Source organism: Streptomyces sp. AP-93 (assembly GCF_022808175.1).
Classification (GTDB): Bacteria; Actinomycetota; Actinomycetes; order Streptomycetales; family Streptomycetaceae; genus Streptomyces.
Genome location: NZ_JALGBX010000018.1, coordinates 187,450 through 211,606, shown reverse-complemented (window position 1 = coordinate 211,606; position 24,157 = coordinate 187,450). Strand labels below are relative to the sequence as shown.

Here is a 24,157-nt window from a genome sequence, read left to right as displayed (position 1 = left end):
ATGGAACAGCCGCTGAACGCACACCGCTCCGGCACCATCGTCGGCCTCGCCGCCGAAGTCGGCGCATCGCTCACCTCCGGCGCGGTGATCTGCGAGATCAAGAACTGATTCCTTCCGTTCCTTATCTTCCCTCCTTCTTTTCCCTCCTTCTCTTTGTTCACCATTCAGGAGCCTAACCATGCGTGTCTCGATAAATCCAGCAATGTGTTGCGCTGCGGGCCAGTGCGTATTGATTGCCCCCGATGTCTTCGACCAGGCCGACGACGGCACTGTCGTGGTGCTGCTCTCCGAGCCGCCCGCTGACCGTGAGGGGGCGGTCCGCGAGGCGGAGGCCGTGTGCCCCGGCATGGCCATCCAGGTGGAGGGATGAGCTCCACACCCACTATCGCCGTCGTCGGCGCCTCGGCGGCCGGTATCGCCGTCGTCGAGTCCCTGCATCGCTCCGGCTACGACGGCTCGCTGACCCTGATCGGGGACGAGTCCCGGCTCCCGTACGAACGGCCGCCTCTCTCGAAGCGGGTGCTCATCGGTGACCAGTCCCCCGAGTCCACGACGATCCGCGACGCGGGCCGCCTGGAGCAGCGGCCCGGCCTCGACCTTCGGCTCGGCATACGGGCCACGGCCCTGGACGTCGCGGACCGCCGACTGACCTTGGAAACCGGCGAAGAGCTGGACTGCGCCGCCGTCGTCATCGCGACCGGTGTCCGTCCGCGCCGGATCCCGGGTGCGGCCGGCACCTCCGGCGTCCATGTGCTGCGTACCGTCGACGATGCGACCGCCCTGCGCAAGGACCTGCTGGCCGGCGGCGACGTGGTCGTCGTGGGCGGCGGAGTCCTGGGCACCGAAGTGGCCGCCGCCGCCCGCACGCTGGGTCTGCGCGTCACCCTCGCCACGATGGACGAACAGCCGCTGGCCCCCGTCCTGGGCGCCTCCGTCGGCAGGATGATCGCCGACGAACACAGGCGCCGCGGCATCCACGTACGCCTCCGACGGACCGTGGCCGGACTGCTGACGGCGTACGGCCGGGTGACGGGGGTACAGCTGGACGGCGGTGAGGTGATCCCCGCCGACGTCGTGGTCGTTGCCGTGGGATCGGTGCCAGCGACGGGGTGGCTGGCCGGCAGCGGGCTCGACCTCGCCGACGGAGTCGGCTGCGACAGCTTCTGCGTGGCGGCGCCCTACGTGTACGCGGCGGGCGACGTGGCCCGTTGGTGGCATCCTCGCTACGAACGTGCCCTGCGTATCGAACACCGCATGAACGCCTCCGAGCAAGGCATGGTGGTGGCCCGCAACATCCTGGCCAAGCTGATCGGTTCGGGCACGCCGCCCGAAGCGTACGAGCCCGTGCCGTACTTCTGGTCCGATCAGTACGGCTGGCGCATCCAGGCGTACGGGGTGACCTCGGGCAGTCGGCGGATGGAGGTAGTCCGCGCCGAGCCCAGCGCGGCGGCCGATGAACCGCCGAGGGTTGTCGCCCTCTACGGGGACGAGAAGCGTGTGCTCGGCGCCGTGGGCATCGACCTGCGCCCGCCCGCGCTGCGGTCGCTGCGGGCCGCGGTAGCCGGGCTGGTTCCGTGGGACGAGGGGCTCGACGCCGCGCGGGCCGCGAGCGACGGTAATTGGTAGGGGTTCCCCCCATTCATTGTCTGGGGTATGCGATAGGGGCCTTGTGTCACTAGCGTGCATAAGCGACCCGGGATCACGGGCCGCGTACGTAAAGAGGCAGAAGGAATCCTTACCACCATGAACTCTGGAAACCCCGGTGACAGCCGGAGTTCCACGTCCGAATTCCTGGAGAGTTTCGACGCGGGACGGCTGCTGTGGTCCACCCTCGGCGAATTCCCCAAGCAGGACCCGGAGAACCGGAGCGTCGGCGACCGGATCGTCCAGGAGGTCGGCGAGTTCCTGGCGTCGACGCTCGACCCAGAGGAAGTCGACCGTACCGGCCGGCTCCCCGACGGCTTCATCGCCGCCCTGCAAGAGCGCGGCCTTCTCCGGCTTCGGGCGGAGCCGGAACTCGGCGGTCTCGGGCTCTCGGAGTACAACGCCTTTCGGGTCATCGAGTGCGCGGCCGCCTGGTCGGTGCCCGCCGGTCAGATCCTCGGCATCCAGGCCGGGGTCGGAGCCGGGGCGATGATCCCGGCGATGCCCGAGGGAGAGCTGCGGGACTTCGTCCGGCGCCGGATCGCCGAGGGAATGATCTCCGGGTTCGGCGACACCGACGAGTCCGGCCAGAACAACGCCTTCCCTTCGATGACTGCCACCCTCACCGAGGACGGCTCCGCGTATCTGCTGCGCGGCCGCAAACTCTTCACCGGCCACGGGACGGTCGCCGACCTGCTCGGCGTCTCGGCCACTCTGACCGAGGCCGGTCGGCGGCGCGTGGGAGCCTTCTTCGTCGACACCCGGGACGCTCCCGGCTTCCAGGTCTCCGCCACTCTGGATTACCTGGGCAGCCGCGGACTGCCGAATGGCGAGCTTGTCTTCGACGACGTACGGGTGCCCCGGGAGCATGCGCTCCTGGACAGCACCGGCGACCAGCTGCCCCCGCTGGTAGGGCTGCTGGCGCTGACCGGCCGGGTGTACTTCACCGGGGCCCCGGCGCTGGCCATCGCCCGCAACTGCCTCATCTGGTCACGTGAGTTCCTGGCACGGCGTGCGATCGACGGCCGCGAGCTCGCCTCGTACGACTCTGTGCAGCGGATCGTCGCCACCACCGTCGCCGACGTGTACGCGATGGACAGCGTGGCACGGTGGAGCCTGACCGGACGGGGCCCTCAGGACCGGCTGTTCGAGCGGTTCGTGGCCAAGAACGTCCTGACGACGACCGCCTGGCGCGTCGTCGACCGCACGATGTCGCTGCTGGCCGCCGAGGGTTTCGAGACGGTGGACAGCAAGGCGCGGCGCGGCGGTCCGGTGATTCCCCTGGAGCGGGCGTTCCGCGACGCGCGCGGGCTACGGGTGGCCGGGAACATCGACTTCCGGCTCGATGAGCAGGCCGGACAGCTGCTGCTGAAGCGTCATTACGCCGGCCAGGCCAAAGACTGCACACCGGACGGCGAGCTGACGCCCGAGGCCGATCCTCGGTTGTCGCGGTCCAACCAGGAGCATCTGAAGCACCTCGGCCGGACTCTGGTCGAACTGGGCCGTCTGTGTGCCTCGTTGACACAGGCCTGCCCCGATCCCGAGGAGCTTTTCAGCCGGCAGCACACGGTGCTGGCGATCGGCCGGATCGCAACCGAGCTGTTCACCGTCTGCGCCGTGCTCTCCCGGGCTGCGGATACGGCGGGCACCGATGCCGGGGTGAGCCAGGACATCGCCGACGTGCACAGCACGCAAGCCTGGCACCGGATCGCCACCCACTGGCGTGAGCTGCACGCCTTCTCCGAGCCGGACTACACGAAGGTCAGCGACAGCTGGCTGGCCGGGACGGCTTCCGTCGACCTGAACAGCCATTGAGGAATGCGAGGAATCAATGAGCGAACTGCCTGACGTTCTGGGTGGTTTCGACCTGACTGACCAGTCGCTGTACGCGGCGGGCGTGCCGTACGACGTGTTCGCGCGGCTGCGCCGGGAGGCCCCGGTGTTCTTCCATCCGCCGGGCACCACCGCGGACGGCGAGGGCTTCTGGGTGCTCACTCGGCACGCCGACATCGTGGCGGCCGGCGCTGACACGGCCTATTCGGCCCAGGGCGGCGGCAACCGGGCCGGCGGCGGTTCCCATCTGGAAGACCTTCCCTTCGGCGTCCACGCCGGAGTGCTGTTCGCCATGATGGACAACCCGCGCCACGAGCTGATCAAACGGCTCCTGACGCCCGCGGTGACCGGTCGCGTGGCGGCGCGGCTGGAGGGCGAGCTGCGCGGCATCGCGGCAGAGCTCGTCGACGCGGCCCTCGCGCACGGTGGTGAGACCGACTTCATGAGCGAGGTCTCGGAGCCGTTCGCCCTCCGGGCCATCGCGCTGATGCTGGGCGTTCCGCGCGAGGACTGGGACCAGCTCACCCAGTGGGGCCGGGGGGTTCTGGGCTTCGTGAACCGCCGTACCGGAAGGGTCGACGAATTCTCCACTACGACGTTCCACGCCATGCAGGCCTATTTCAAGGAGCTGTTGGACTCCAAGAAGGGACTGCCAGGCGACGACCTCGGCGCGATCCTCGCGAACGGGGACGTCGACACCAGCGGTGGTGAGGGTGCGCTGTCGCCGTACGAGCGCGAGGCCAACCTGACTCTGCTGCTGATCACCGGGTTCGAGCAGCCTCGCAATGTGATAGCCGCCGCGGTCCAGGCGTTCGCCGACCACCCGGAACAGTGGAAGGCCCTGCGCGACGACCGTTCGCTGCTCCCGACGGCGCTGGAGGAGGCGCTGCGCTGGAATCCGCCGAACCCATACAACCGGCGGACCGCGACCCGTGACATCGAACTGCGTGGGTCGCTGATCAAGGCGGGTGACAAGGTCACCTTCTGGTGGCCTGCCGCAAACCGCGACGAGGACGTCTTCCCCGAGGCCGACGTGTTCGACATCCGCCGGAACTCGAACCCCCACCTTTCGTTCGGCACCGGCACCCACTTCTGCATGGGCGACGAAGTCGGCCGACTGGAGATCAGGCTGGTCCTGGAAGCGCTGCTGGACCGGGTCGAGGAGATCCGCACGGCCGCACCGGTCGTGTACGCGCCGAACAACAAGCACACCGTGATTCTGGACATGCCAGTCGGGCTTGTCCGCGCCGCCGGCTGACCATCCGGGTGCCGGAGGCCCGTTTTCACGGTGATTTCCGCAGTCAATTTTCGAGACAGGACTCATCACATGACAGAGACCCACGCCCTCCCGCCGTCCGAGGCACCCGAGGTGCTTCCGTACGACCCGTTCGATCCCGCGTTCCACGCGGATCCGTACAAGGTCTACGAGAAGCTGCGGTCGGAGCAGGGCCAGGTCATACGGACGGCCGCCGGTGTGGCCGTCCTGGGCTACAAGGAGATCTCCGACCTGATGCGCGACCCGCGCTTCGGGCGGGGCGACGGCGCCGGTGTGCAGGACACCCTGATCCCCACCGACGAGGGGCTTGCCCGCGCCTTCATGTTCATGGACCCGCCGGACCACACCCGGATCCGGTCCCTGGTGAACAAGGTGTTCACGCCACGGACAGTGGAGCGGGTGCGACCGCAGGCCGAGAAGTTCGCCGCCGATCTGCTCGCCAAGCTGCGGGCCGAGCACGGATCAGGCGAGGTCGACCTCGCGGCGCAGTACTTCCGCCCGCTGGGCGCGTACGTGCTGAACGTCCTCGTCGGCGTCCCCGAGAAGTACCTGGAGCGCTCCATCGGGTTCGCGAACGACGCCGGCCGGGGCCTGGACCCGGAGTACACGCTGAGCCCGGCGGAGCTCGCGACCCGCATGGAGGCCCGCGAGGGCTTCGTGGAGATCTCGATCGAGCTGATCGAGACGCGCCGCAAGAAGCCGGTCGACGACCTGATGAGCGAGCTGGTCGCGGTCGAGCAGGACGGCGAAAAGCTCAGCGAGACCGAGCTGCTGACCACGGCCGCCAACATCTTCCTGGCGGGCTTCAGCGCCCCGCAGGCGATGATGGGCCTGAGCACGCTGGGGCTCCTGCGCCACCGCGAGCAGCTGGACTGGTTCCGGGCCAACCCGGACAAGGTCGCCAACTCCGTCGAGGAGCTCATGCGTTACGACTCCGCGGTGCAGTTGGCCAACCGTACGGTCCTGGAGTCCGCGGACATCGCGGGTGTGCCGGTCGAGCCGGGTGACGAGGTGTTCCTGCTGCTCGGCGCCGCCAACCGGGACGAGAGTTTCTACCCGAACGCGGCCACGCTGGACCTGACGCGTGTACCCAGCCGCAACCTGGTCTTCGGACACGGCATCCACTTCTGCGTGGCCGCGCCGATCGCCCGGCTGCTCACCCAGGTCGGGCTCAACGCGCTGACCGCGTACGACGTGGAGCTGGTGACCGAGACGCCGCGGACGAACGGAGCCCTCGCGATCCGCAGCCTCGCGGAGCTTCCGGTGACGCTGGGGGAGGTCAAGTGAGCCAGGACGTCCTTGCGCTCGCCGAGCGCTACCTGACTCTGTGGAACGAGCCGGACGACCTGCGCCGTCGCGTGCTGGCCGAGGAGGTCTTCACCGCGGACGGCGAATACACCGACCCAAACACAGCGGCCCGGGGCGCCGAGGCCATCACGGCCTACATCAACACTGAGCGAAAGAAGTTCGGCGACCTGGTCTTCACGATCGGGCAGCTGATCAGCGCGCACCACGGCGTCGCCCTCTTCACCTGGGAGCTGGGCCCCGCCGGTGCGGGTGCACCCGTCGCCACGGGGTACGACACCGTGTTCGTCGACGGCGGTCGGCTCCGCCAGGTGTACGGCTTCTTCGCCTGAGCCACGGCTCAAGGCCTGCCGGTGCCGCGCGGGCACCGGCAGGCCAAAGCAGGCTGGTCATCCGTCAGTCGACGGCCGGTTCGGGGGCCACGAGCCCGAGCGACTGGATCAGGTCGAGCATGTCGGCCTCGTAGAGCTTCTCCGGGTCGAGGACCTGGTGACGCAGGTGGCCGTAGACCTCCAACGCGAGGAGTCCGTGCATCCGGCTCCATACCCGCAGGCACAGCGCCACAGCGGCCGGCGGCAGCTCGGGGAAGGACTCCCGCGCCATCGCGACCAAGCCCGGCTGGAAGTCGGACCATGCGTAGTCGCAGCCCTTCCGTGACGCCGCAGCCTGTGGCCAGGCGGCAGCGACCAGCCCCAGCAGAGCGGCGCACAGCCGGTGTTCGGCTTCCTGCGCGGCACCCTCCTCCGGCGCCTCGTACCCGGGTACGGGGTCGCCGTAGATCAGCCGGAACTCGTCGGGGTGGGCGATGGCCCACTTCCGGTAGGCGTGCGCGTGGGCGAGCACCTTCTCCCGGGCGCCGCCCTCGGGCGCCGTCCTGTGTGATGCCTCCAGCACATTGGCCAGCGAGTCGTACACGTCGGCGGTCAGCGCGGTGATCAGGTCGTCGCGGCTTCCGAAGTAGCTGTAGATGGCGCCTGCCGTCATGCCCATCTCACGGGCGATGGCCCGCAGTGAGATGGAGGCCGGGCCACCGGCCGCCATGTGCTTCAACGCAATCGTCTTGATCTCGGACGTGGCCTCTGCCCTCAGTCGGGCCCGTCGGCTGTGCGTCGCATCTCCCATGTTGACAGCGTAACAGGGTTCAGGCACAGTACTCCGTGCCAAGACTGAACACCGTGCAGTAAACCTTCACCGTTCACCTCCTCTCTCCTCTCTCCGCTTACTACGCAAGAAGGAAGCCAAGTCGTGGTTGATACCGCCTCCGGAACCCAGCGGCGGACCGGGCTGATGCTCGCTCTCCTGGCGTTCGCCCAGTTCATCGTTGCCGTCGACTACAACATCGTGTTCGTCGCGCTTCCTGAGATGGGCAGCGCGCTCGGCTTCACCACCCAGTCCCTGCAGTGGGTGGTCAGCGCGTACGCCGTGGCCTTCGGCGGGTTCCTGCTCTTCGGCGGCCGAGCGGTCGACCGCCTCGGCGCCCGCCGCCTGTTCATCCTCGGCCTCACGATCTTCGGCCTCTCCTGCCTCCTCGGAGGCTTCGCCGAGAGCCCGGCCCTGCTGATCACGGCCCGCGCCATCCAGGGCTTCGGTGCTGCGCTACTCACGCCCGCCACCCTCACCCTCATCCACACCCGCTTCGCCGAGGGTGCCCCGCGGAACAAGGCCCTCGCGCTCTGGGGCGCCTGTGGCAGCGGCGGCCTGGCGGCCGGCGCGCTGCTGGGCGGTGTGCTCACCGACGCCTGGGGCTGGGAGTGGGTCCTGTTCATCCTCGTCCCGCTGGCGCTGCTCGCCGCGGTTCTCTCCCCCGGCATCCTCGCCGCCGACGAGCGTCCCGCCGGTGACCAGGGCGGCTTCGACGCCTTCGGCGCCATCCTCGCCACCGTCGGCTCCTCGCTGCTCGTCCTCGGCCTCGTGAGCGGTCCGGAGGCCGGCTGGGGCTCCCTGCGCGGCGCCGGCTCGATCGTCGCTGGTGTCGTGATCCTGGCGATCTTCACCCTCGTCGAGAACAAGACCAAGAACCCGCTCGTCCCCATGCGGTTGTTCGGCAACCGCAGTCTGGTCACCGCGATCCTGATCATCCTGGTGTTCCAGAGCGCCCTCGGCGGCGCTTACTACATCTTCACCAACTACGTTCAGGGCGTGCTCGGGTACGACGCCCTCCAGGCCGGTCTCGCCTTCATCCCGCTGACGATCATTTCCATGGCCGCCTCGCTGAAGCTGGCCGGGGCGCTGCTCGGCAAGTGGGGCCCGAAGGGCACCCTGTTCTTCGGCATGGCCGTCAACGGTGTCGGCATGATCGTGCTGGCCGTCGCGATGTCGACCAACGCCTCCTTCTGGGCCCTGGTTCCCGGCCTGATCGTCTGGGGCATCGGCGGCGGTGTCACCTTCCCGGCGATGTTCGCCTGCGCCGCCTCGGGTGTCGCCCCGCAGGAGGCCGGTATCGCCTCGGCCCTCGCCAGCACCTCGCAGCAGATCGGTGGCGCCGCCGGCCTCGCGCTGCTCGTCGCCGTGGCCACCGCGGGTCTGGCCGGCGACGCCGGTGCCGCCCCGGCCGTGGCGGATGTCGCGGACGGCCTGCGCACCGCGATGTGGATCGGCGGCGCCGCCTCGGTCATCGGCGGTCTGCTGGCCTTCACCCTGAAGTCCCCGGGCGCCTCCCCGGCGCCCGCGCCGGTCGCCGAGGGCGCCGACGGGCGGGTCGACGAGGTCCGCATCAACGGCTGACCCGACTCCGCCCCCTCATACGGTTCATGACCGGTGTTACCCCCGGCACCGGTCATGAACCCGTTCCGTTACCCAACCCCGGACTCCCGCACCACCCATCCGACTTGGTGAACTCATGTCCCAGCGCACTCCCCTCGACGACTCCTGGCTCCGCCGCTTCGCCCCTGCTGCGCAGCAGAGCACCGTGCGGCTCGTCTGCTTTCCGCACGCGGGCGGCTCCGCGGGCTGGTTCCGCCCCCTCACCCAAGCTCTGACGCCGCGCGTCGAAGGCCTCGCGGTCCAGTACCCAGGGCGTCAGGACCGGCGCCGGGAGCGACTCGTCGACAGTGTCCAGGAGCTCGCGGACGCCGCCTTCGCCGCCCTGCGCCGCGAACTGGAACCACCGTTCGCCTTCTTCGGCCACAGCCTGGGCGCCGTCGTCGCCTTCGAGGTGGCCCGCAGGTTCGAGCAGTTGACCCCGGCCGGTCCGGTCCGGCTGTTCGCCTCCGCGCGCCGCGCACCCTCCGTCGTACGCGACGAGACGGTCCACCTACGCGACGATGCCGGCCTGATCCACGAGATGATCCGGCTGGGCGGCACCGAGGAGGGCGTCCTCGACGATTCGGAGATCCGGCAGATGGTGCTGCCCGTCGTACGTGCTGACTACCGAGCGATCGAGACCTACCGGGCTGCCCCCGGGGCGCGGATCACCTGCCCCGTGTCGGTTCTCGTCGGCGACCGCGACCCGGTCACGCCGGTCGCGGACGCCGCCGCTTGGGGGGCGCACACCACCAAGGGCACCGACCTCCACGTCTTCGCCGGCGGCCACTTCTACCTCGAACCAAAGATCACCGAGGTGGCCGCCGCGATCGACGCGGCACTGTGAGCACCGCGAGGGGCGCTCTTCTGGCCATCAGCGATCTGCACATCGCCCACGCCGAGAACCGCAAGCTGGTTCAGGAGATGCGGCCGGGCTCCGACGAGGACTGGCTCCTGGTCGCCGGCGACGTCAGCGAGACGTACTCCGATGTCGAATGGGCCCTCACCCTGCTGCGGGACCGCTTCCACACCGTCGTGTGGGCTCCTGGCAACCACGAGCTGTGGACTCCTCCGGACGATCCGGTCCGCTCCCGGGGTGAGCGGCGCTACCGCGAGCTCGTGGACCTGTGCCGGGGGCTGGGCGTCCACACCCCCGAGGACCCGTATCCGGTGTGGGACCAAGACGGCCGGCGCCTGGTCGTCGCGCCGCTCTTCGTTCTCTACGACTACTCGTTCCGCCCAGCCGGTACGACCACCACGGCGGCCGCGCTCGCGCAGGCCGAGGAGGTGGGCGTGGTGTGCACGGACGAGTTCCTGTTGCACCCCGACCCGTACCCCAGCCGCGCGGCTTGGTGCCACGCCCGCGTCGCGTACACCGAGGCCCGGCTGGCCGCCCTGGACGGGACGCCCACCGTGTTGGTGAACCACTATCCGCTCGTCCGCGAACCGACCCGGATCCTGCGCTACCCGGAGTTCGCCCTGTGGTGCGGCACCGACCGCACCGCCGACTGGCACACCCGTTTCCACGCCGAGGCCGTCGTCTACGGCCATCTGCACATCCCCCGCACCCTTCATGTCGACGGCGTGCCGTTCCAGGAGGTGTCGCTCGGCTACCCGAGGGAGTGGCGCGCTCGCTCCGGGCCGCCGACGACACCGCGGCCCGTTCTGACCCGCCGCACGAACACGACGAGAGCACTGTGATCGAGATGCTGCTGCCGTCGGCGGTCGCCACCGCCGAGGCGTACGGCGACCCCCCGGCCGCCGTCCTGCTACCCGAGGAACACGCGGTCGTGGCGCACTCGGTGGCCTCCCGCCGCCGCGAGTTCTCGACCGTACGCCACTGCGCCAGGCAGGCGCTGAGCGAGCTCGGCGTCGGCAGCCCCTGGCCGGTCCTGCCGGGGCCGGGCGGTGCGCCGGTATGGCCCGACGGAGTGGTGGGCAGCATGACCCACACCGCCGGGTTCCGAGCCGCGGCCGTGGCGCGGTCCGCGGACATCCTGGCCCTCGGGATCGACGCGGAGCCGCACGAGCCCCTGGACCCCGATGTCCGCACGGCCGTGACCCTGCCTCAGGAGCGCGAGATGCTGGCCGCGCTGGCAGCCGCGCACCCCGGCACCGCCTGGGACCGGATCCTGTTCAGTGCCAAGGAGAGTGTCTACAAGGCGTGGTACCCGGTGGCCGGACGGATGCTCGAGTTCGAGGACGCGCTCGTGGACATCGACCCGCGCCGGGCGCGGTTCCGCGCCCGTCTGCTGGTGCCGGACCCACCGGTGTCGGGGGTCCGGCTCCAGTCACTGAGCGGCATGTGGTGTGCGGACGCCGGACTGGTGGCGACCGCTGTGGCGGTAGTGAACTCGCCGGACGAGGGGCGGACTCGAATCAGCAGGCCGGGCGGGCCTCGTCGGACCGCCGGGCCCCCCGAATGGCCTCCGCGAGATCCGTACGCCGCTTGATACCGAGCTTGCGGTAGATGCGGGTGAGATGCTGCTCCACCGTGCTCACGGTCACGAACAACTGGTTGGCGATCTGCCGGTTGCTGTGGCTCCCGATGGCGAGGTCCACCACCCGCAGTTCCGCCTCGCTGAGCGTGCTCAGCCGACCCGCCCGCCTGGGCGACAGCTCGGTGGGGAGGATCCCCTCGTCAGCGCTTGTCGCCGTGACAGGCACGGTGCGCGCCGGGACTCTTGCCCCGGACTCCTCCGCCATCAGCCGGGCCCGGCGCAGCATCAGGCGGCCTTTGCTGTACTGGCCCTGCTCCTGCAGAGCCCAGCCCAGGTCGTACAGGACAAGGGAGAGTTCGAGCGGGGCATCACAGTTCTCCAGTTGGTCGGCGGCTTTGCCCAGCAGCCGGAGCACCTCACCTCCACTGCTGCACGCGGCCAGCACCCGTAGCGCGCCGGCCATCACCCGGGGATGCCGAGTGCCGCACATGCGCAGCTCCTCAGCCGCCAGGACACGCGCCCGGTCGAGGGCACCTAGCCGCACGTAGGCCAGGGCGGCGCTGGAACGCCAGGGCACGGCCGCCGGATTGTCCGCGCCGTGGCGCGCGGCGATCTCCCCCACGGCGAGGAAGTCATCGAGTGCGGCGGCCGCTTGGCCGTTCTCCAGCGACCTGTGACCCCGCGCCCTGAGGAGCCGCATGCCGAGCGGCGTCTCGAACGTGGCGGCGGGCAGTACGGACAGCGCCTCGTCGAGCGCCTCGGACTCATTTCCGGTGAGCGCGTTCGCGTGCAGGGCGGTGCTGAGCGGCATGGCGAGCGCGATGCCCCAGTTCCGGGCCGGCAGCAGCGCCAAGGCCTCGTGCACCTCCTGCTCGGCGAGCTGCGGCTGGCCTTTCCGCAGCAGGATCTCCGCTCCTACACTGCGAAAGAACGCCTCCCACACAGGGGCGGACTGCCGCTGTGCCTCGGCAGTGAACTTCTCGACCCACTCGTGGGCCTCGCGCAGCCGTTCCGCGTAGATGAGAGTCTGCAGGGGCACCAGCAGCGCGGTAAAGGTGTCCTCGGAAAGCGGGTAGGTCCGCAGGACGTCCTGCGCCTCGCTGACGGCGGCCGCGTTGGGGCCGGACCCCATGTTGGCCCGCAGCATCGCGGCCGCCCTACGTTTCGCGCCGAGTTCGGGCGCCACTCCGAGAGCCCACGCGCTCGGCTCATCGTCATCGGGTCCGCCGGCGGCCCAGCCGGGGTACATGGCGTGCAGCCAGAGCTTGGAAGCACCCAGGTGGGACGTGGTCAGGGCGTCCTCGGCCGCCAACGGCTCCAGGGCCTCGCGGGCGATGAGTTCCGCGGCCTCGTCGGGGCGCCCGAACCACAGGAACGCATCGATGGCGGCAGACACCCGGGTGCCCGACAGCAGTCCCGCCATGGAGTCGTCGGTGAGGGAGGGCAAGCGGCGGTAGGCGGCGTACGGGTTGGAGCGCCAGGTCGCACGGACGAGCATGGCCATGCCGGCCGCCCGGCGGCGATCGTCGGCGTCGTACTCGTGCGCGAGACGCAGGCAGTCCAGTGCGAACTGGCCTTCGCCGTCCGCCAAAGCCTGCTCGGCCGCCTCGTGCAGCACGGGGATCGCGCACTGGCTGTCCAACCGATCTGCGGCGACCAGATGCCGGGCGACGGTAGCGACCGAAGATCCGTTCTTGAACAGCTCGTTGGCGGTGTGCGTCTGCGCCGCGCTGCGCTCCTCGGCGCTCATGCCTCCGAGGAGCGCGGCAGATGCCTGGGAATGGCGCAGCAGACCGTTCGAGAGGAGTCCGGTCTCGCGCATCAGGTCCAGGGCCTGGGCGGCGTTGTCCGTGTCGAGTCCGGCGAGCCTGGCCAGGACGGGAAGGGACGGAGCCTCGTCCAGCATGGCGAGTCGGCGGGCAACTTGACGGACTTCGGGTTCGTAGCGGTAGACACAGCTGATGAGGGCCTGACTGAAGCCGTCGGCGACGCGGAAGACGGGGATGCGCGGGGGCACCGGGTTCCGGTTGTCCTCTATGAGTCCGCGCAGCAGCATCGGATTGCCGCCGCTGACGTCGTAGGCGTCGTCGGCCAGGGTCCGGGCCACGATGGGGCCAAGGTGTTCGGCCATCATGTCCTCAACGCCCTGCCGTGAGAGCAGGGGGAGCCTGAAGTGGCGGGCGATCGGCTCGGCTGGGAGTTCCGCCTGGGAGAGAGTGGCGGGCCATCGGGCGTGCAGGGACTCGTTCAATACGACGAGCAGGCGAGCGGAACGCAGCCGCCGGACGACGAAGGAGAGGCATCGCAGGGAGTCCACGTCGGCGTACTGGGCGTCGTCTATGCCGATGACCAGCGGGCCGGGGGCCCTCTCGACGATGTCCAGCAGGGTCATGCACATACCGTGGAAGGTCCCGGGCGCGACATCGGGTGTACTGCCGTCAACGACGCTTCGGGACACCGGCGCCGACTGGGCTTCGTATACCCATGACGCGGCGCGGGACCTGAGGTCGGGGCCGATGTCGGCCCCATGGAGCAGGTGAGCCAGCAGTCCGAAAGGGACGGCCCGTTCCGCGCGGGACGCGGTCGCCAACAGCACGTCCGCGCCGGAGGCGGCCGCGTGAGCGGAGAAGGCGTTCAGTAACTCCGTCTTCCCGCAGCCGACCGGACCGCTGACGATCCCTACCCGGCTGCCGTCGTCCACTGCCTCCTTGAAGAGCGCCTGGAGCGAAGCAAATTGTCTGAGGCTCTCGGAGAGCGTCGGAGTGCTGACGCGTTGGCCAGGTATGCCGCTCTCGGCTGTGATGGCATGGGTCGACCCGCTAGTCATTTGCTCCCCCTGCAATTGCGAGTGCTACACCGGGGTGACTGTCGGGCCACCCTTCGTATCAACTGGCGTCCGAGTAACGGGGTTACCTCATCACACACCAGTCGACACGGACCTGGCGACGCTAACCCTGGGCACTTGTTCGAGTCAACTGATGTTGGATGTATCCACCATCGGCCCTCACACCAGTGTGAGGATAAGATGCATCCCGAACGATGGAGGCGCGGCGATGACCGACCTGGAGAGTGGGCCCGTGAACGGCCTGGCCCACAAGCTGAACCACCTGTTCACCAGCACGGTCCCTGCCGGCCGCAGCCCTTACACGACCGAGGAAGTCGCGCGCGCGATCACCTCTGCCGGTGTTCCCATTTCCGGCAGTTACATCTGGTTGCTCCGCAAGGGACAGCGGGACAACCCCACCTTGCGGCACGTGGAGGGGCTGGCCAAGTTCTTCGGCGTCCCACCCGCATACTTCTTCGACAACCGGGTCACTGACACCGTCAACACCGAGCTGGCCCTCCTCACGGCCCTCCGGGATGCGCAGGTGCAGCGAGTCGCACTGCGGACCGCCGGCCTGTCGGAGAAGAGCCTCAGATCCATCAACGAAGTTATCGAGCGCGTCCGCGAACTCGAAGGGCTCCCTGGAGATCCGCCAGAAACGGGTCGCTAGCGGAAGATTTCCTGTCCCACTTCTTGACATGTGACGTACTGTCTCATTCGAACCTGTACGAGCACAGAGCGCTGTGTTCAGATGGCCTTCATGGCGATCACACAGGGGGGCCCATGAGGAACACCAACACAGCACGCGCTGTCGACGTTTCGTGATCGTTGTGCGTTGGCGATTGAAACCCCCTGCCCGCGTCCCGAACAAACTGGGCGAACGCTGCGAAGAGCGAGTACACAGCCTCGGCCTACCTCTCAATCAGAGTCTGACCATCGGGGAACTCTGCGAACACATCGGTGGTCTGCGGCAGCGGCCGATGCGTGTGGCCTCCCTCACGCTTCCGCCTGCCAGTCCGCACGGCCTGTGGGTCTCCACCGAAGCCAACGACTACATCTTCGTCGAAGAGCGCCTCGTCCCCGTGCACCAGCAACAGGTGATCCTCCACGAAATCGGCCATGTCCTGTGCGACCACGAGGCATCGCCCGTCATGTCGGCGGAGGCCTCCCAGCTCCTGCTCCCCTCGCTCGACCCGAGTCTGGTACGTCGTGTCATGGGGCGCGAACACGCCCAGTCCGAAGCGGAGATCGAGGCCGAGATGGTCGGGTCGCTGATCGGTCAGCGCATCAGCACCTGGGGGGTACAGCGCACGTGGGCGGTGCCACCTGAAGCCCGGGAGATAGTCGAGCGGCTGACGGCCCTGGAGTCCCCTACCCATGAAAGAGACGATGAATAGCCTTCTGTACCCGCTCTGTTCGGCCGTCGCGCTCCTGGCGCTCATCTACAAGTCGCGGGTACTGAGAACCGAACGCTCCGTCACACAGGCTGCCCTCGTGGCCAATTTCTTCCTTCTCTTCGTCATCTTCACCGTGTCCACACCGTCGGTGTGGGTGGCGACAAGTGAACTCGTAGGGATCGCCAATTTCTCCGGACTCCTGACCCAGAGCTGCGTCGTCATCATGACCGCATGTCAGCAGCTCGTGCTTCTCCACCTCACATACGGTCCGGAAGCCGCGCGGCGCAAAGCGATACCCCGCATCCTGGCCCTGGGGCTGGTGCTGATCACCATGGCGGTGCTGTTCACCGGTGCGACGGCCCACGGCGAAGCACCGAACGATTTCGCAGTCACACGCGCCCAGTACACGCCTGCCTACCTCGCCGTCTACCTCGCGGCCTTCACGGCGAACCAGGTGGAGATCGGCGTGATGGGATGGCGGTACTCCAGGATCGCCCCCTCTGCCTGGCTGCGCCGCGGACTGCGGATGGTGGCCTTCACCCTGCCGTTCGCGCTTGTCTACACGGGGTGCCGAACCGCCGACATCGTCGCGGCGCAGTTCGGCGAGACCGGACACCCGTGGGAGCCGGCCGCACAGCTCGGCGTGGGCATCGCCGTCATCGTCCAGACCGTGGGGTGGATCCTGCCGGACTGGGGCCCGCACCTCACCTCCGCAGGAGACCAGCTGAGGTACCGGCGGGCCTACCGCGTACTGACCCCCCTCCACCGAAGCGTCACCGAGGAGGTGCCGGAACCGGTCATCCCGGTCAGTCCGGCCCTGCATCTACGCGCCCGGCTGTACCGCATGATGATCGAAATCCGCGATGCCCAATGGGCCCTGCGCACCTGGATGGATCCTGAAGTCGCCCGAATCGCCGGCGTGGAGGCCGAACGGGTCGGCCTGTGCGGCGAAGAACTCGCGGCCGTCGTGGAAGCCGCTCAGCTCCGGGGCGCGATCGAGGCAAAGCGCCGCAACCGCCCGCCTGAGCGGCCACCAGAGACACCTGTGGCCACGGCCCCGGGTGACCTTGCCGCCGAACTCGCCTTCCAGCAAAGACTGGCCCGGGCCATGACCTCACCCATCGCCATACGATCCGCCCGCTACGCCACCGCCTCCAACACAGCGCACAAGGAAACCGCATGAGCCAGAGCATCGCAGCGGAAGCCCTCCCCCAGCCGTTCGGAGGCGGCTTTCAGACCGATCCCCATGCGGTCTACTCACAGCTGCGCGAGCAAGGGTCCGTGCACCGTATCGCACTGCCCGACGGCTCGCCCGTGTGGCTGGTGACCCGTGAAGTCGACGTGCGGCAAGGCCTTGCCGACCCCCGGCTCTCCGTGAACAAAAGGCACTCCGGGACCGGCTTCAAAGGCTTCTCCCTGCCCCCTGCCCTGGACGCAAACCTTCTCAACATCGACGCGGACGACCACCTGCGGCTACGTCGCCTCGTCTCTCAGGGGTTCACCGCCCGGCATGTCGAAGGCATGCGTGGCCATATCCAGGGTGCTGTCGACGCCCTTATCGACCGGCTCGTGGAGCGCGTCGACTCCGAAGGCCGTGCCGACGTGGTGGCGGAGTTCGCCAAGCCCCTCCCCCTGAAGGTCATCGGGGATCTTCTCGCGGTTCCGGAAGCCGACCAGCAACGGTTTTCCGGATGGGTCTCCGGCATGCTGGCGCCCACCACACGCGATGGGCTGGTGGAGGCGATCGAACGCATCCACCGGTTCCTCATCGACCTTGTGGCCCAGCGACGCGCCGCCCCGGGCGACGACATCCTGTCGAGCCTGATCTCCGCGCGCGACGCGGAGGACCGGCTCACCGAGGACGAACTCGTCTCTCTCACTTTCCTCATCCTCATGGCCGGCAGCGAGAACGTCCAGCACCTCATCAGCAACGGTCTGCTCACGCTCATCACACACCCCGATCAGCTGGCTGCCCTGCGTGCTCGTCCGGACCTGCTTCCGGAGGCCGTCGAGGAACTGCTCCGGTACGCCAACCCCAACCACACGGCCATCCGCCGCTTCGCCACCGAGACGGTTGAGATCGGCGGGGTCCGGATTCCCTCTGGCGACACGGTGCTCTTCGCACTGGCCGCCGCCCATCGAGATCCGGCTCGGTACTCCGCGCCGGATCGGTTCGACATCGGGCGAGCAGACAAGGGCCACCTCGCGCTCGGGCACGGACTCCACTACTGCCTCGGCGCGCCCCTCGCCCGCATGCAGATCACCCTCGCCCTCGGCGCACTGCTCTCACGACTTCCCCTCATCCGGCTCGCGCAACCCGCCGAGGAGCTTCCGTGGACCGCGACCTTCAGGTTCCATGCCCTTCAAGAGCTCCCGATCAGCACAGATGAGACAGCTTCCTGATCCTTTGGCCGGCCTCCGTTCAGATCCCTGCCAAGCACGGAGATGAGACCGACAAGCCGCCTCCCGGACCAGCTTGTACACCTGGTACGGAAGGCGGCTTTCCGTTACTGACGCCCCATCAGCAGCTGCGTCGGGCGTGCACCGAACGAGCGTCACGTGCATCAGATCAGCGTCAAGACGGCGGCCATGGCTGCGGCTGGGGAGTTGCCGGCGGTCGAGGACGGCCCGGACCAGTCAGAGGCGACGGCAGGACCGAAAACGATCCGCCTGGGCAAGACCTACGGCCGCACGCCACAACAAGGGCCATGCGCAGGCCGAGCTGGAGCACCTCACCCGCCTGTGCATCGAGGACCCGAACTCGCCCACCGGGTCATCAGCGGCGAGTGAGCCCGACCAGGCCCGAACCGGGCAGCACCAGCTCACGTCTACTGTCCGCCGTCAGCGTCAGGTGGGGCCACGCCCGCCGGAGCTCCGTCAACGGTGTCCGGATCCAAGACATCGGCGGGAGTCCACTCGTGCTCCAGGATCGAGTAGGTGATCGAGTCTCGCCAGGCTCCGTGAACGAAGACGTGATCGCGGATCCGCCCGTCCTCGGTCATGCCCGCTCGCAGGAGGGTGCGCGCGCGGATGCCTCGCTGAGTGGCGCGCGCGCCGCCCAGATGCGGTACCGACCCAGGGCCTTGAAGCCGAGCGCGCACAGCAGGTGGACGGTCTCCGTACCGAGGCCCTTGCCCCACTGTGCCGGGTTCAAGGCGAAGCCGATGGTGGCCGCCTGCTGCGGTTCGGTCGCCAAGCGCGCGTAGCCGATCAGCCGGTGTTCACCGAGCGGGTGATGGCAAGGCAGTACTCGGTTCGCGGGGTGTCCTTCGCGGAGGCGATGGACCTGTCCGTGATCGCCTGGACCTGGTCGCGGGTACGGGGCTCGAAGCTGAGGTGCCGGGTCGCCTCGGGGTCGCCGTAAGTGGCCAGGATGGCAGCGGTGTCCTCGGGCTCGACTTCGCGTAGCGCCAGGCGGGGCCGGCCAGGCTGACCGGGGTCATGCCTTCGGAGCCTACCTGCGGGGTCACCGGGCGAGGACCGACGTCGCGAACGCTAGTATATGGACATGATTTCCATTACCGATAAGTGATGGCCCAGAGAGAGGCAGGAATCACCCATGTCCGCACACTGCCAACTGACCGGCGCCAAGCCCGGGTTCGGCAACAGCATCTCCCACTCGCACCGGCGCACGTCACGCCGCTTCGACCCGAACATCCAGAACAAGCGCTACTGGCTGCCCAGCGAGGGCCGCAATGTCCGCCTGACCCTGAGCACCAAGGGGATCAAGACGGTCGACGTCATCGGCATCGAGGCCGCCGTGGCCCGGATCAGGGCGCGAGGAGTGAAGGTCTGATGGCGAAGAAGAGCAAGATCGCCCAGAACGAGAAGCGCAAGGACGTCGTCGAGCGGTACGCCGCGCGGCGGGCCGCATTGAAGGAGATCATCCGGCGCCCTTCGTCCACCGAAGACGAGCGCCGGGGCGCACTGGCGGAACTGCGCCGGCAGCCGCGTAACGCCAGCGCCACCCGCGTGCGCAATCGCGACAGCGTCGACGGCCGCCCCCGCGGCTACTTGCGCAAGTTCGGACTCTCCCGCGTACGCGCCCGGCAGCAGGCACACGCCGGCTTCCTTCCCGGCGTGACCAAGTCCTCCTGGTAGCCCCACCCCCCGGATGACGCTCCGCCGGCGACGTACCCCGTCATGAGATCCGGTGGGGTACGTCGGCCTGCGCGGACGCCGGTTCAGCTGCCGTTCAAGCTGCGGCCGCCGCGCAGTCGGCGCAGGTTCCGAAGACTTCCACGGTATGGGCGATGCCGACGAAGCCATGTGTGGCCGCGATCTCCGCAGCCCACTTCTCGACGGCCGGACCGTCGACCTCCACCGCCTTGCCGCACGAGCGGCAGACCAGATGGTGATGGTGATCGCCGCTGGAACAGCGCCGGTAGACGGCCTCGCCGTCGCCGGTACGGAGCACGTCGACTTCACCCGCGTCCGCCAGGTGCTGGAGGGTGCGGTAGACGGTCGTCAGACCCACGGAGTCGCCGCGACGCTTGAGCACATCGTGCAGCTGCTGCGCACTCCGGAACCCGTCGACGTCGTCGAGCGCCGCCACTACGGCGGCCCGCTGCCGGGTCGACCGCTGCCGGACTGGCGTACCACTCGTCTCGCCAGGCACAGGCGCCACAGTCGCCACCGCTTCCTCCTCCTTGGGCACGCAGGCTCGTTGCGTCAGGCCACGGACCCTACGGACCCTACGCCCCCACCCTTACAAACCATGACAGATGCCACGGCAATTCCCCTGGCTCAGCGATCGGGAAGAGGAGGCCTCGCGAGGTCCGCCGCGTGCGCGAGTTCGGTCCTGCCGGGGGCCGAACCGACGCCGTTGACGACCGCAGCGTACTCCCAACCCGCGGCACGTCCCGCCCCCCTCTCACGCTCACTGCGCGGCCGGAAGCGCCGCGCCGCCGCCCCAGTGCGGCAAGGACGACCGCTTCATCCTCAGGTTGCCCGACCCTCCGCCGTTGAAAACGATTCCCATAACTGATTGAGTGGGCGCGGTCGCGCGCGACGCCCCCGCGGCGCCAAGGGGGGCTCCAACGGGCGTCGCGCGCGGCTGCGTTGAGCCAGAGGTCCCGCCTGCGCACGCCAGCCACAGAGACCCCGCCCCCCAGCCGCTCCCCGTTGGCGACACCCCCGCCTCCCCCGCACGGGAGGCCGCGCCCCCGCAACGCCGCACGCCGGCCTGCTGATCCTGGGACGACTACTACGGCGACCCTCCGACGGCAATTGAAGATCCACTCGCTTCGGCGGCCCTAGATTGAAAATGGTCGTCATTTTCATGTAGCTTTCCCGTCGAACGCTCTCGACACCTCAGGAGATCCCGATGGCCGTCCCCAAACGGAAGATGTCCCGCAGCAACACCCGCCACCGCCGGGCCCAGTGGAAGGCCACGACACCGCAGCTCGTCCCGATCACGGTCGACGGCTCCGTGTACCAGGTCCCCCAGCGCCTGGCGAAGGCCTACGAGCGCGGCCTCCTGCGCCCCGAAGGCTGAGCCGGATGACTGGCACGAAGCCTGCCGCGCTGCCCGTCACCGTCCTGTCCGGCTTCCTCGGGGCCGGCAAGACCACGCTGCTCAACCACGTGCTCGGCAACCGCGAGGGCCTGCGGGTCGCGGTCATCGTCAACGACATGAGCGAGGTCAACATCGACGCCGCCCTCGTGCGCGGCGGAGAGGCGGCACTGTCGCGCACCGAGGAGCGGCTGGTCGAGATGACCAACGGGTGCATCTGCTGCACCCTGCGCGACGACCTACTGGAGGAAGTCGACCGGCTGGCCCGCGAGGGGCGCTTCGACTACCTGCTCATCGAGTCCAGCGGGATTTCCGAGCCGATGCCCGTGGCAGCCACGTTCGCGTTCCCGCGCGACGACGGGGCCACCCTGGGCGACGTCGCCCGCCTCGACACCATGGTCACCGTCGTGGACGCGGCGAACTTCCTGCCGGAGCTCGCCGGCGGCGACGAGCTCACCGCCCGCGGGCTCGACCAGTACGAGGACGACGAGCGCACCGTCAGCGATCTCCTCATGGACCAGATCGAGTTCGCGGACGTCATCGTCCTCAACAAGCTCGATCTGGTCGGGCCGACTGATGTCGCCCGGCTTCGCGCGACGCTCTCGCGACTCAACCCGGAGGCGAGGATCGTTCCCGCCGTCCGCGGGCAGGTGGCTCTTGAGCAGGTGCTGGGCACGGGCCTGTTCGATGTCGAGCGGGCCCAGCAGGCCCCGGGCTGGGTCAAGGAGCTGAACGGCGACCACGTCCCGGAGACCGAGGAGTACGGAATCTCCTCGCTCGTGTTCCGCTCCGACCTGCCGTTCCACCCCGGCCGGCTGTGGACCTTCGTCACCAAGGGGCTCGACAGCGGGACGTTCGGGCAGATCCTGCGCTCCAAGGGCTTCTTCTGGCTGGCCAGCCGCCCCCGCGTGACCGGCCTCTGGTCTCAGGCCGGCGCCGTCGCCCGCTTCGAGCCCTCGGGCGCCCGCGGGCCGGACACCGCTCAGGGCCAGGAGCTCGTGTTCATCGGCACGGGCCTGCGCGCCGACTCACTGCGGGCGGCGCTCGAAGCCTGCCTGCTCTCCCCGGGCGAGGCCGTGCCCGCCGTGGACGACTTCCCGGACTGGGAGACGTACGGAATCGACGACGTCTGCGCGCACGAATCCGCCGCCGCCCCTCAAGCGGCCTGAAACTCCGGGCCGGACGGTGGTCGCAGCCACGGCACCGTCCGGCCCGGCCCGGCCTTCCATGCACACATCATTCGCGGGTTCACGCTCCCCCCAGGAGAGGAGTCGGAGTCATTATTGAAAATGATTCCCATTCCCGTATACTGTCGCCATGGCACGCAACGAAGTACGTCCGATCATCAAGCTCCGCTCCACCGCCGGCACTGGTTACACGTACGTCACCCGCAAGAACCGGCGTAACGACCCGGACCGGATGGTGTTGCGCAAGTTCGACCCGGTCCTCCGCCGGCACGTCGACTTCCGCGAAGAGCGCTGAGCAAGCCCCTCCTTCACAGAGAGCGACCCCATGAAGCCTGGAATCCACCCCGCCTACGGACCCGTCGTCTTCCGCGACAAGGCCGCCGACTTCGCGTTCCTCACGCGCTCGACCGCCTCCAGTGACAAGACGGTCGAGTGGGAGGACGGCAACACCTATCCCGTCATCGACGTCGAGATCTCCTCGCAGAGCCACCCCTTCTACACCGGCACCGCGCGCGTCCTGGACACCGCCGGCCGCGTCGAGCGCTTCGAGCGCCGCTACGGAGGGCCCAAGTGACCCTCCCCGTCGTGATCGTCGGCGGCATGCACGCCGACGCACGCAAGGAGACCGTCGAGCACCTGCTGCGCGCCGTGCCGGGGAGCATCGCCCTGCACCACGACCTGTCCTCCGCTGCCGGCGGTACGGTGCTCCGCACGCTGCGCGATTCCGGGGGCGCGATCTCCGCCGACGAGACGTCGCTGGTCAACGACTGTGCATGCTGCGCATTGTGCGAGGACCTCGTTCCCGAGCTGGAGCGACTGGCCGCCGGCGGGCTGACCCGCCTGGCCGTGGTGGAACTCTGGGACTCGGTCGAGCCCAAGGCGATGGCCGAGGTCGTGGCCGCCCACGCCGGTGACGTCATGGAACTCACCAATGTGATCACCGCCGTTGACCCCGCGCTCGTACTGCCCTGTCTCGCCAACGGGGACGACCTCAGCGAGGCCGGACTCGCCGCGGCGACCACCGACCAGCGGACCGTCGGGGACACCTGGGCCCGTCAGCTCGAATACGCGCCGGTCCTCGCGATCGCCGACAGCGAGGAGGCCGACGACGAGGACCGCGCCCTGCTCGCCCAGCTGCACCCGACCGCCCGCCAGGCGCCCACCGGCTCCAGTGAACTGACCCGCCTGGCGTTCGCCGGCTTCGATGTGGAGAGCGCCGCGGCCGCCCAGCACCCCGCCTGCGCGCTCCTCCCCCAGGAAGCCGACGAAGCCGGAGTCGCCACGCTCGTCTGGCAGCGCCGCCGGCCCTTCCACCCCGAGCGGCTCTACGAGGCCTTGGAGGACCTGACCTGCGCCGCTGCCCGCAGCCGCGGCCGGTTCTGGCTCGCCGACCGGCCCGACACCCTCTTGGCGTGGGACGCGGCGGGTGGCGCGCTGTGCGTGGAGAGCGCCGGCCCCTGGCTGGCCTCGCTCCCCGACGCCGCCTGGGACCTGGTCCCCGCCATGCGCCGGGCCGCGGCCTCCCTCGACTGGGACCCCGAACACGGCGACTGCTGCCAGCACCTCGTCTTCACCTCACCGGGCCTCGACCGCGACGGGCTCGAACAGCTCCTGGACTCCTGCCTCCTCACCGAAGCCGAGTACACAGCCGGGCGAGAGGGCTGGAAGCAACTCCCCGCCGCCTTCGGTCCGTTGCTCGACCCGGTCTCCTGACCGACCGCCCCCTTCACGCCCCACACCCCTGAGGAACACCGATGGCCCGCCGCCCCTCCCCGAGCAAGCCCCTGAAGTCCCGCCCCAATCCTCTGGACACGGCAGGAATCACGTACGTCGACTACAAGGACACCGACCTGCTCCGCAAGTTCATCTCCGACCGGGGCAAGATCCGCAGCCGCCGCGTCACCCGCGTCACCGCCCAGCAGCAGCGCCGGCTCGCCCTGGCCATCAAGAACGCCCGCGAGATGGCCCTGCTCCCGTACGCGGGCCGATAGGG

Annotated in this window: 27 protein-coding genes; 22 read left to right on the top strand and 5 right to left on the bottom strand. The window is 69.0% G+C overall.

What is annotated here, in order from left to right:
* The first annotated feature begins 178 nt into the window (after nucleotides 1-178).
* From MTF69_RS27755 to MTF69_RS27730, 6 genes are all read left to right on the top strand, one after another.
* Nucleotides 179-370, top strand: a complete 192-nt coding sequence (locus MTF69_RS27755; RefSeq protein WP_243338884.1) for a ferredoxin — start codon at nucleotides 179-181, stop codon at nucleotides 368-370.
* Nucleotides 367-1,626 (top strand): NAD(P)/FAD-dependent oxidoreductase, encoded by a 1,260-nt coding sequence (locus MTF69_RS27750; protein WP_243338883.1) that lies wholly within the window; start codon nucleotides 367-369, stop codon nucleotides 1,624-1,626. Before MTF69_RS27755 ends, MTF69_RS27750 begins: the two co-directional genes overlap by 4 nt.
* Before the next feature lie 117 nt (nucleotides 1,627-1,743).
* Nucleotides 1,744-3,459 (top strand): acyl-CoA dehydrogenase family protein, encoded by a 1,716-nt coding sequence (locus MTF69_RS27745; RefSeq protein ID WP_243338882.1) that lies wholly within the window; start codon nucleotides 1,744-1,746, stop codon nucleotides 3,457-3,459.
* Nucleotides 3,460-3,475: 16 nt separating this feature from the next.
* Complete coding sequence (locus MTF69_RS27740; RefSeq protein ID WP_243338881.1) at nucleotides 3,476-4,735, top strand: cytochrome P450; 1,260 nt, start codon at nucleotides 3,476-3,478, stop codon at nucleotides 4,733-4,735.
* Between the two features lie 69 nt (nucleotides 4,736-4,804).
* Nucleotides 4,805-6,040, top strand: coding sequence for a cytochrome P450 (locus tag MTF69_RS27735; protein WP_243338880.1), 1,236 nt, complete (start codon nucleotides 4,805-4,807; stop codon nucleotides 6,038-6,040).
* Nucleotides 6,037-6,390, top strand: a complete 354-nt coding sequence (locus MTF69_RS27730; protein WP_243338879.1) for a nuclear transport factor 2 family protein — start codon at nucleotides 6,037-6,039, stop codon at nucleotides 6,388-6,390. Before MTF69_RS27735 ends, MTF69_RS27730 begins: the two co-directional genes overlap by 4 nt.
* A gap of 64 nt (nucleotides 6,391-6,454) precedes the next feature.
* On the opposite strand, the gene MTF69_RS27725 is transcribed toward MTF69_RS27730, so the two are convergent.
* Nucleotides 6,455-7,180, bottom strand: coding sequence for a TetR/AcrR family transcriptional regulator (locus tag MTF69_RS27725; protein WP_243338878.1), 726 nt, complete (start codon nucleotides 7,178-7,180; stop codon nucleotides 6,455-6,457).
* A 123-nt stretch (nucleotides 7,181-7,303) separates the two neighbouring features.
* Here MTF69_RS27725 and MTF69_RS27720 point away from each other — a divergent pair, with 123 nt between their 5' ends.
* The 4 genes from MTF69_RS27720 (at nucleotide 7,304) to MTF69_RS27705 (ending at nucleotide 11,253) form a co-directional block, all read left to right on the top strand.
* Nucleotides 7,304-8,782: an MFS transporter gene (locus tag MTF69_RS27720; protein WP_243338877.1), complete on the top strand. Its 1,479-nt coding sequence runs from the start codon at nucleotides 7,304-7,306 to the stop codon at nucleotides 8,780-8,782.
* Between the two features lie 115 nt (nucleotides 8,783-8,897).
* Complete coding sequence (locus tag MTF69_RS27715) at nucleotides 8,898-9,647, top strand: thioesterase II family protein (RefSeq protein ID WP_243338876.1); 750 nt, start codon at nucleotides 8,898-8,900, stop codon at nucleotides 9,645-9,647.
* Nucleotides 9,644-10,501: a metallophosphoesterase gene (locus tag MTF69_RS27710; RefSeq protein WP_243338875.1), complete on the top strand. Its 858-nt coding sequence runs from the start codon at nucleotides 9,644-9,646 to the stop codon at nucleotides 10,499-10,501. The genes MTF69_RS27715 and MTF69_RS27710 overlap by 4 nt, the downstream gene beginning before the upstream one ends.
* A gap of 5 nt (nucleotides 10,502-10,506) precedes the next feature.
* Nucleotides 10,507-11,253, top strand: a complete 747-nt coding sequence (locus MTF69_RS27705; protein ID WP_243338895.1) for a 4'-phosphopantetheinyl transferase — start codon at nucleotides 10,507-10,509, stop codon at nucleotides 11,251-11,253.
* On the opposite strand, the gene MTF69_RS27700 is transcribed toward MTF69_RS27705, so the two are convergent.
* Nucleotides 11,180-14,068: a LuxR family transcriptional regulator gene (locus MTF69_RS27700; RefSeq protein ID WP_243338874.1), complete on the bottom strand. Its 2,889-nt coding sequence runs from the start codon at nucleotides 14,066-14,068 to the stop codon at nucleotides 11,180-11,182. The two genes, MTF69_RS27705 and MTF69_RS27700, sit on opposite strands and share 74 nt — an antisense overlap.
* Before the next feature lie 226 nt (nucleotides 14,069-14,294).
* Here MTF69_RS27700 and MTF69_RS27695 point away from each other — a divergent pair, with 226 nt between their 5' ends.
* From MTF69_RS27695 to MTF69_RS27680, 4 genes are all read left to right on the top strand, one after another.
* Entirely contained in the window at nucleotides 14,295-14,735 is a 441-nt protein-coding gene (locus MTF69_RS27695; RefSeq protein ID WP_243338873.1) for a helix-turn-helix domain-containing protein, read from the top strand.
* Nucleotides 14,736-14,886: 151 nt separating this feature from the next.
* A complete protein-coding gene (locus MTF69_RS27690; RefSeq protein ID WP_243338872.1) occupies nucleotides 14,887-15,462 on the top strand; it encodes an ImmA/IrrE family metallo-endopeptidase in 576 nt (191 codons plus the stop codon).
* Nucleotides 15,455-16,645, top strand: coding sequence for an MAB_1171c family putative transporter (locus tag MTF69_RS27685; protein ID WP_243338871.1), 1,191 nt, complete (start codon nucleotides 15,455-15,457; stop codon nucleotides 16,643-16,645). Before MTF69_RS27690 ends, MTF69_RS27685 begins: the two co-directional genes overlap by 8 nt.
* On the top strand, nucleotides 16,642-17,865 hold the full coding sequence (locus MTF69_RS27680) for a cytochrome P450 (RefSeq protein ID WP_243338870.1): 1,224 nt from the start codon (nucleotides 16,642-16,644) through the stop codon (nucleotides 17,863-17,865). The genes MTF69_RS27685 and MTF69_RS27680 overlap by 4 nt, the downstream gene beginning before the upstream one ends.
* 595 nt (nucleotides 17,866-18,460) lie before the next feature.
* Here the strand turns inward: MTF69_RS27680 and MTF69_RS43495 are convergent.
* Nucleotides 18,461-18,658 (bottom strand): GNAT family protein, encoded by a 198-nt coding sequence (locus MTF69_RS43495; protein ID WP_308401462.1) that lies wholly within the window; start codon nucleotides 18,656-18,658, stop codon nucleotides 18,461-18,463.
* Between the two features lie 14 nt (nucleotides 18,659-18,672).
* Nucleotides 18,673-18,834, bottom strand: coding sequence for a hypothetical protein (locus MTF69_RS43810; RefSeq protein ID WP_374324029.1), 162 nt, complete (start codon nucleotides 18,832-18,834; stop codon nucleotides 18,673-18,675).
* Nucleotides 18,835-19,021: 187 nt separating this feature from the next.
* Between MTF69_RS43810 and rpmB the strand changes: the two genes are divergently transcribed.
* Entirely contained in the window at nucleotides 19,022-19,258 is a 237-nt protein-coding gene (rpmB, locus tag MTF69_RS27670) for a 50S ribosomal protein L28 (RefSeq protein WP_243338869.1), read from the top strand.
* Nucleotides 19,258-19,563, top strand: a complete 306-nt coding sequence (gene rpsN / locus MTF69_RS27665) for a 30S ribosomal protein S14 (RefSeq protein ID WP_243338868.1) — start codon at nucleotides 19,258-19,260, stop codon at nucleotides 19,561-19,563. Before rpmB ends, rpsN begins: the two co-directional genes overlap by 1 nt.
* 94 nt (nucleotides 19,564-19,657) lie before the next feature.
* Here rpsN and MTF69_RS27660 read toward each other — a convergent pair whose 3' ends face one another.
* The gene (locus MTF69_RS27660) at nucleotides 19,658-20,089 is read right to left on the bottom strand and encodes a Fur family transcriptional regulator (protein ID WP_243338894.1); all 432 of its coding nucleotides are present in this window, start codon (nucleotides 20,087-20,089) and stop codon (nucleotides 19,658-19,660) included.
* Between the two features lie 699 nt (nucleotides 20,090-20,788).
* Between MTF69_RS27660 and rpmF the strand changes: the two genes are divergently transcribed.
* The 6 genes from rpmF (at nucleotide 20,789) to rpsR (ending at nucleotide 24,155) form a co-directional block, all read left to right on the top strand.
* Nucleotides 20,789-20,959, top strand: a complete 171-nt coding sequence (gene rpmF, locus MTF69_RS27655) for a 50S ribosomal protein L32 (RefSeq protein ID WP_243338867.1) — start codon at nucleotides 20,789-20,791, stop codon at nucleotides 20,957-20,959.
* A gap of 5 nt (nucleotides 20,960-20,964) precedes the next feature.
* Nucleotides 20,965-22,146: a GTP-binding protein gene (locus MTF69_RS27650; protein WP_243338866.1), complete on the top strand. Its 1,182-nt coding sequence runs from the start codon at nucleotides 20,965-20,967 to the stop codon at nucleotides 22,144-22,146.
* 148 nt (nucleotides 22,147-22,294) lie between these two features.
* The gene (gene rpmG / locus MTF69_RS27645) at nucleotides 22,295-22,459 is read left to right on the top strand and encodes a 50S ribosomal protein L33 (RefSeq protein WP_243338865.1); all 165 of its coding nucleotides are present in this window, start codon (nucleotides 22,295-22,297) and stop codon (nucleotides 22,457-22,459) included.
* A 30-nt stretch (nucleotides 22,460-22,489) separates the two neighbouring features.
* Nucleotides 22,490-22,738 carry a type B 50S ribosomal protein L31 gene (locus MTF69_RS27640; RefSeq protein WP_031149134.1) on the top strand — a complete coding sequence of 83 codons (249 nt, stop codon included), beginning with the start codon at nucleotides 22,490-22,492 and terminating at the stop codon, nucleotides 22,736-22,738.
* Nucleotides 22,739-22,764: 26 nt separating this feature from the next.
* Complete coding sequence (locus MTF69_RS27635) at nucleotides 22,765-23,877, top strand: GTP-binding protein (protein ID WP_243338893.1); 1,113 nt, start codon at nucleotides 22,765-22,767, stop codon at nucleotides 23,875-23,877.
* Nucleotides 23,878-23,918: 41 nt separating this feature from the next.
* Nucleotides 23,919-24,155, top strand: coding sequence for a 30S ribosomal protein S18 (gene rpsR, locus MTF69_RS27630; RefSeq protein WP_243338864.1), 237 nt, complete (start codon nucleotides 23,919-23,921; stop codon nucleotides 24,153-24,155).
* The last annotated feature ends 2 nt before the right edge of the window (nucleotides 24,156-24,157 follow it).